Below are 6,818 nucleotides of genomic sequence, written 5' to 3' on the forward strand. Positions count from 1 at the left end.
GGGGTCGTCCCGCCCGCGGCCGCCAGCGCATCGACGAGTCGCGCGTCGAGATCGAGCACGTAGAGCCCCGGCTTCTCGACGGCGCCCAGAACGTGCACGTAGAGATCGCCGGAAGGCTCGGCGCCGGATCCGTTCCCCGATCCGGCATCGGTCAGCGGCACCGATTCAACCGGGGCCGCCTGCCCTCGCATGATGCCGAGCCCGACAGCAGCCGACAGCACGACGAGCGCCAGCACCACCGCCGCGCCTATGCTCAGCCGCAGGCGATGACGGGGCGGAAGGGGTGCCTGCGGGGATGCCATCCGGCCACGTTAGGCGGGCGGCGTGTCCCCGATCGGCGCCTCGGACATCAGCCGTGGACAAGTGTCTGAGACGGCGCTCCGTGCAGGAGATCGCGAAGACCACGCAGCGTGTCCTCCGCCCGACCGATGGGGGTACTTCTCCGGACGGATGCTCTTCGGATGCCCTTTCCGTACGTTCGTAGGCATGCCTTCGACACGTCTGCCCGCGCGCAGTCTCCTGCCCGTGGTCCTCACGATCTGCACCGCGGCCCTCCTGCTGACGATTCCGATGCCCGGCAGCGTGAGCGTGCTCGGCACGCGGTGGCTCCATTCCACCGCCGCCGGAATGCCCGGACTCGAGCTGATCTCCGACGCGGGACTGATGCTGCTCGCAGCCACGACGGCCGTGTCTCTGGGACGCACGTGGTGGAGTCATCCGGAACGCCGACCACGGATCGTGATGGCCGCCGCGGGTGTCGCTCTCGCATACGTCCTGAGCGAGGGTGAGAAGCTCGTCTTCGCCCAGGAGCGCCCGTGCACCGTGTGGCTGATCGCCGCCGAATGCCCGCCTCCGGGAGACTGGTCTCTGCCGTCGAATCACGCGACGCTCGCATTCGGTGCTGCTGCCGCCATCGCTCTGACGGTCGGGCGTTCCTGGCTCACCTGGTCGGCGATGGCGCTCGCCACGGTGGTCGCGGTCGCACGGGTCGCCCAGGGCGTCCACTATCTCCACGACATCGCGTTCGGTGCACTGCTCGGCATCGCCGTGCCGATCATCGTCGTCGCGTTGTCGGAGAGACTTCGAGAATCTCTGCGCACCGGATCGCCAGCACGCCCCGAATGAGATCAGGGACCTCGCGGCGTACCGCGGGGCCCCTGACCGGATCATCGTCCTCCGTGGAGGAAGAGGTGATCAGCCTTTGACGACGAAGCTCACGATCTTCGGGGCACGCACGACGACCTTCACGATCTCGCGGTCGCCGATCGACCGGATCACGCGCTCGTCCGCGCGTGCCAAAGCCTCGAGCTCCGACTCGCCGATGCGGGCGGAGACCTCGAGCTGGGCGCGCACCTTGCCACCCACCTGCACGACGGCGGTGATCTTGTCCTCGATCAGCAGCGCCGGGTCGGCGGAACGCCACGTCACCAGGCCGACGGAAGGCTCGTGACCGAGGATCTCCCACATCTCCTCTGCGGTGTGCGGAGCGATGAGGTCGAGCATCACGGCGATCGTCTCAGCGGCCTCGCGCACAGCGGGGTCGGCTGCGCCCGCTGCGCCGTCGATCGTCTTGCGGGTGGTGTTCACGAGCTCCATCAGGCGGGCGACCAAGACGTTGAACTTGGTCTGCTCGACCAGGCCCGGCGCCTCGGAAAGGAGCTTGTGCGTCGCACGCCGAAGAGCGGCGTCGCCACCGTCGAACACCACATCGACCGGGCTCGATACCTCGCCGGCGATGCGCATCGCGCGCGCCAGGAACTTCTGAGCGCCGGTCGTCGAGACGTCAGCCCAGTCCTTGTCGTCCTCCACAGGACCGGCGAACGCCAGCCCCACGCGCAGGGCGTCGGCACCGTGGGCGTCGAGCTCCTCCTGGAAGAGAACCAGGTTGCCCTTGCTCTTGGACATCTTCTGCCCGTCGAGCAGCACCATGCCCTGGTTGATGAGGTTCGAGAAGGGCTCGGTGAAGTCGATCAGCCCCATGTCGAACAGCACCTTCGTGATGAAGCGCGCGTACAGCAGGTGCAGGATCGCGTGCTCGACACCGCCGATGTACGAGTCGACCGGCGCCCAGCGGGAAGCCTGGGCCGGATCGAACGCCACCGTGTCGCTGTTCGGCGAGAGGAAGCGCAGGAAGTACCACGAACTGTCGACGAACGTGTCCATCGTGTCGGGGTCACGCAGCACGGGCTCACCCGTGTGCGGGTCGGTCGTGCGCACCCAGCTCTCGGCGCCACCCAGCGGCGACGTGCCCTTGGGCTTGAGGTCGAGTCCCTCGACGCTCGGCAGCTTGACGGGGAGCTTGTCCTCGGAAACCGGGATGATGCTTCCGTCCTCAGCGTGCAGCATCGGGATCGGCGTGCCCCAGAACCGCTGACGCGAGATGAGCCAGTCGCGCAGACGGTAGTTCTTGGCGGCACGACCGGTACCGGTGGCCTCCAGCTGCTCGATGGCCCGCGCGATGGCGTTGCGCTTGGAGAGTCCGTTCAGCGCCCCGGAGTTGATCATGCGACCCTCGCCCGTGAGCGCGATGCCGGTGGTCGCGGGGTTCCGCTCCTCGAGCGCGGCACCGGTGTCGATCGGCACGCCCTCCTCGTCGACCTCGATGACCGGCATGGCACCGGTGACGGGGGCCGTCGTGTCGACGACCACCTTGACGGGCAGGTCGAACGCGCGGGCGAAGTCCAAGTCGCGCTGGTCGTGTGCCGGGACGGCCATGACCGCGCCGTGACCGTAGTCGGCCAGCACATAGTCGGCTGCCCACACGGGCAGCTTCTCGCCGTTGACGGGGTTGATCGCGTAGCGCTCGAGGAAGACGCCGGTCTTCGGACGGTCCGTGGACTGCCGATCGATGTCGGTCTCCTTCTGCACCTGCTCCAGATACGTCTGGAAGCGCTGGCGCACCTCGTCCGGAGCATCGGCTGCGAGTTCCGACGCCAGGTCGGAGTCGGGGGCGACCACGAAGAACGTCGCCCCGTGCAGGGTGTCAGGACGCGTCGAGAACACCGTGACCGGCTCCTCGCGACCCTCGATGAGGAAGTCGACGTCGGCACCCACCGAGCGACCGATCCAGTTGCGCTGCATCTGCAGCACCTTGTGCGGCCAGAAGCCCTCGAGCTGGTTCAGGTCATCCAGCAGACGGTCGGCGTAGTCGGTGATGCGGAAGTACCACTGGGTGAGCTTCTTCTTGATCACCTCGGCGCCGCAACGATCGCAGCGTCCGTCGACCACCTGCTCGTTCGCCAGGACCGTCTGGTCGTTGGGGCACCAGTTGACCGGACTCTTCTTGCGATAGGCCAGACCGCGCTCGTACAGCTTCAGGAACAGCCACTGGTTCCAGCGGTAGTACTCGGGGTCGGAGGTGTGCAGCACCCGGCTCCAGTCGAACGAGACGCCGTATGCCTCGAAACCGACCTTCTGCTGCGCGATGTTCTGGTAGGTCCACTCCCGCGGGTCGGCACCCTGACGGATCGCCGCGTTCTCGGCGGGCAGACCGAAGGAGTCCCAGCCGATCGGGTTGAGCACGTTGTGCCCGCGGTGACGCCAGAAACGGGCCACGATGTCGGAGTAGAGGTAGTTCTCGGCGTGCCCCATGTGCAGGTCGCCCGAGGGATAGGGGAACATCGCCAGCACGTACCGCCGCGGGCGCGTGTCGTCGTCGCCGCCCGTGAGGAACGTGCCGTTGTCCGCCCAGTACTTCTGCCACTTGTTCTGCCGAGGGCTCGCTCAACGTCATCGCGCTGCCCCGCGACTGGGCCAACTACGGCGAGATCCTCGATCTGTTCGCCGAGAAGTACCCCGAGATCACCATCAACGAAGCGTCCCCCGACGTCTCGAGCGCCGAGGAGATCCAGGCCGCGAAGACGAACGAGGGCCTGGACACCGCGCCCGACGTGTTCGACATCGGCCTCACCGTCGCCCTGCAGAACACCGATGTCTTCGCTCCCTACAAGGTGCAGACCTGGGAAGACATCCCCGCGGAGCTGAAGGAGCCCACCGGTCTCTTCGTCGGCGACTACGGCGGGTACATGTCGATCGGCTATGACTCGTCGAAGTTCGACGCTCCGGCCGAGCTCTCCGACCTGCTCTCGGCCGACTACAAGGGCGCGGTCGCGATCAACGGCGACCCGACCCAGGCCGGAGCCGCGTTCGCAGCTGTGGGACTCGCCACCGTGCAGTCCGACGGCACCCTCGACGACTTCCAGCCGGGCATCGACTTCTTCTCCGAGCTGCAGAAGGCCGGCAACCTGCTCAAGGTCGACGTGACGACCGCGACCATCGCGAGCGGCGAGACCCCCGTCGTGTTCGACTGGGACTACCTGAACGCCTCGCACACGGCGGACAACAAGGACTGGAAGGTCGTCGTGTTCGACGGCACCGGTTACGCCGGGTACTACAACCAGGCCATCAACGCCGACGCCCCGCACCCTGCTGCCGCACGTCTGTGGCAGGAGTTCCTCTACAGCGACGAGGTGCAGAACCTCTGGCTGAAGGGCGGCGCCCGTCCGGTGCGCATGGAGGCCATGACCGACGCCGGCACGATCGACGCCGACCTCGCCGCCGCACTCCCCGAGGCTCCTGAGGAGACCGTGGTCCCGACCGAGGAGCAGTCGACGAACGCCGGCACGCTGCTCGGCGAGAAGTGGGCTTCGGCGGTCCAGTGACCGCCCTTTCCGCAACGGGGGCGGGTGCCGCGGCATCCGCCCCCGCCACCTCCGCCGGGTCCTCGCCGCTCGCGAGGACCCGGCGGTCCGCTCCGTCCTTCGCGTGGCTCGGGCTCGTCCCCTTCGCCGCCTACGTCGTGCTCTTCCTGGCGGTGCCGACGATCCTGTCGATCGGTTCCGGCTTCTTCACGAAGGACGGCTCCTTCACCTGGACGAACCTGTCGGCCCTCGCCGACCCCGTCGTGCTGAACACGTTCGCGAACTCGGCGGGACTCTCGCTGCTCACCGCCCTCGTCGGCGCGATCGTCGGCGCCCTCGTCTGCTACGCCCTGCTCGGCATGGACCCCGAGAGCCGAACGCGCTCGGCAGTTGACGCCGCAGCCGGTGTGCTCGCGCAGTTCGGCGGCGTCATGCTCGCATTCGCCTTCATCGCGACCATCGGTATCCAAGGCGTCGTCACCGTGTTCCTGAAGGAGTCCTTCGGCGTCAACATCTTCGAGAACGGCACGTGGCTCTACGAGCTGCCCGGCCTCGTCCTCCCCTACTTCTACTTCCAGATACCACTGATGGTCATCACCTTCATGCCCGCCCTCGCCGCGCTCAAGCCGCAGTGGGCCGAGGCGAACCTCACCCTCGGCGGCACCCGTGCGAGCTTCTGGCTGCGCATCGGCATCCCTGTGCTCGCGCCCTCGTTCCTCGCCAGCCTGCTGCTCCTGTTCGCGAACGCGTTCTCCTCGTACGCCACTGCCGCCGCCCTCGCCAGCCAGGGTGCGCAGATCGTGCCGCTGCAGATCCGCACGGCCCTCACGAGTGAGACCGTGCTCGGACGGGAGAACCTCGCCGGTGCTCTCGCGCTCGGCATGATCGTGATCGTCGGGATCGTGATGGCGCTTTACTCCTTCGTGCAGCGACGAGCAGCGAGGTGGCAGTCGTGAACCGACTCGGCCCCTCTCTCGCGACCCGCTGGGCCATCGGCATCCTGGTCGGTGCGTTCTTCGCCGTTCCCCTCGTGTCGACTTTCCTCTTCACCCTCCGCGACCCAGAAGGCGGGCTGTCGTTCGCACGCTGGACCGCGTTGTTCGACCCCGCGGCCGCGGCGACGCTCAAGCCGATCTGGACGGGGTTGGGCAACTCCCTGGTGCTCGCCGTCGTCACCGTCGCGATCGTGCTGTTGCTGCTCGCGCCGACGATGATCCTGGTGAACCTGCGCTTCCCGAACCTCAAGCCCGCTTTCGAATTCGCGGTGCTGCTGCCCATCTCGATCCCGGCGATCGTGCTCGTGGTCGGGCTGGCTCCGATCTACCTGCAGATCGGCCGTGCGTTCGGCACCGGCACCTGGACGCTCGCGTTCGCCTACGGGATCACCGTGCTGCCGTTCGCGTTCCGGTCGATCCAGGCATCGATCGACGCCGCCGACCTGCGCACCCTCTCCGAGGCCGCACGTTCGCTCGGCGCGAGCTGGCCGACGGTCGTGCTGAAAGTGCTCGCCCCGAACCTCCGCCAGGGGCTGCTCGCCGCATCCCTCATCTCCATCGCCGTGGTGCTCGGAGAGTTCACGATCGCCTCCCTCCTGAACCGCCAGGTGTTCCAGACCGCGATGGTCGTGGTGAACAAACAGGATCCGTACGCGCCGGCCATCTTCACCCTGCTCGCGCTGGTGTTCGTGTTCCTCCTGCTCCTCCTGATCGGCCGCGTCGCGCGCGGCACCGGAAAGGCCCGCTCATGACCGTCGACCACGCGCTGCCGCGCACCAAGGACAACCTGCTGCTCGCCCAGGCGGGTGAAGGCACTCGCGTCGAGCTGCAGGGGATCGTCAAGAGCTACGCCGGCAACCGGGTGCTGCACGGGGTCGATCTCGACATCGCTCCCGGTGAGTTCGTCTCCCTTCTCGGCCCCTCCGGCTGCGGCAAGACGACTCTGCTGCGGGTGCTCGCAGGCCTCGAGGGTGCCGACGAGGGTGCGGTGCTCCTGGGCGGTGGTGACGTCTCGCGAGTACCCACGAACAAGCGCGACATCGGGATGGTCTTCCAGTCCTACTCGCTGTTCCCGCACCTGCGGGTCGCTGAGAACACTGCTTTCGGCCTGCGCCGGCGCGGGATCGGCAAAGCCGAGGCAGCGCGCCGCGCCGTCGATGCTCTCGCTCTGGTCGGCCTCGCC

General features: G+C 67.6%; 6 protein-coding genes and 1 pseudogene. 5 read left to right on the forward strand and 2 right to left on the reverse strand.

Annotated features, from left to right (window positions below):
* Nucleotides 1-302: SLBB domain-containing protein (locus KZA10_RS05375; protein WP_218682359.1), on the reverse strand; the 302-nt coding region annotated here is incomplete at its 3' end.
* Nucleotides 303-486: 184 nt separating this feature from the next.
* Here KZA10_RS05375 and KZA10_RS05380 point away from each other — a divergent pair.
* Nucleotides 487-1,125, forward strand: coding sequence for a phosphatase PAP2 family protein (locus tag KZA10_RS05380; protein WP_218682360.1), 639 nt, complete (start codon nucleotides 487-489; stop codon nucleotides 1,123-1,125).
* A 69-nt stretch (nucleotides 1,126-1,194) separates the two neighbouring features.
* Here the strand turns inward: KZA10_RS05380 and leuS are convergent.
* Nucleotides 1,195-3,711, reverse strand: a pseudogene (gene leuS, locus KZA10_RS05385) (leucine--tRNA ligase); the annotation flags it as partial.
* Between the two features lie 179 nt (nucleotides 3,712-3,890).
* Between leuS and KZA10_RS05390 the strand changes: the two are divergent.
* The 4 genes from KZA10_RS05390 to KZA10_RS05405 all read left to right on the forward strand — a co-directional run.
* Nucleotides 3,891-4,661 (forward strand): ABC transporter substrate-binding protein, encoded by a 771-nt coding sequence (locus tag KZA10_RS05390; protein ID WP_374196540.1) that lies wholly within the window; start codon nucleotides 3,891-3,893, stop codon nucleotides 4,659-4,661.
* The gene (locus KZA10_RS05395; RefSeq protein WP_218682361.1) at nucleotides 4,658-5,596 is read left to right on the forward strand and encodes an ABC transporter permease subunit; all 939 of its coding nucleotides are present in this window, start codon (nucleotides 4,658-4,660) and stop codon (nucleotides 5,594-5,596) included. Before KZA10_RS05390 ends, KZA10_RS05395 begins: the two co-directional genes overlap by 4 nt.
* Nucleotides 5,593-6,387, forward strand: a complete 795-nt coding sequence (locus KZA10_RS05400) for an ABC transporter permease (RefSeq protein ID WP_127481893.1) — start codon at nucleotides 5,593-5,595, stop codon at nucleotides 6,385-6,387. Before KZA10_RS05395 ends, KZA10_RS05400 begins: the two co-directional genes overlap by 4 nt.
* A partial coding sequence (locus tag KZA10_RS05405) for an ABC transporter ATP-binding protein (protein ID WP_218682362.1) occupies nucleotides 6,384-6,818 on the forward strand: 435 nt, incomplete at its 3' end. The genes KZA10_RS05400 and KZA10_RS05405, both read left to right, overlap by 4 nt.

Origin of the sequence: Microbacterium sp. BF1, from assembly GCF_019279095.1 — a bacterium.
In the GTDB taxonomy this organism is placed as follows: domain Bacteria; phylum Actinomycetota; class Actinomycetes; order Actinomycetales; family Microbacteriaceae; genus Microbacterium; species Microbacterium maritypicum.

Excerpts from the sequence above, each read along its gene's own strand:
- KZA10_RS05380 (WP_218682360.1), top strand. The coding sequence starts at position 487 with ATGCCTTCGACACGTCTGCCCGCGCGCAGTCTCCTGCCCGTGGTCCTC.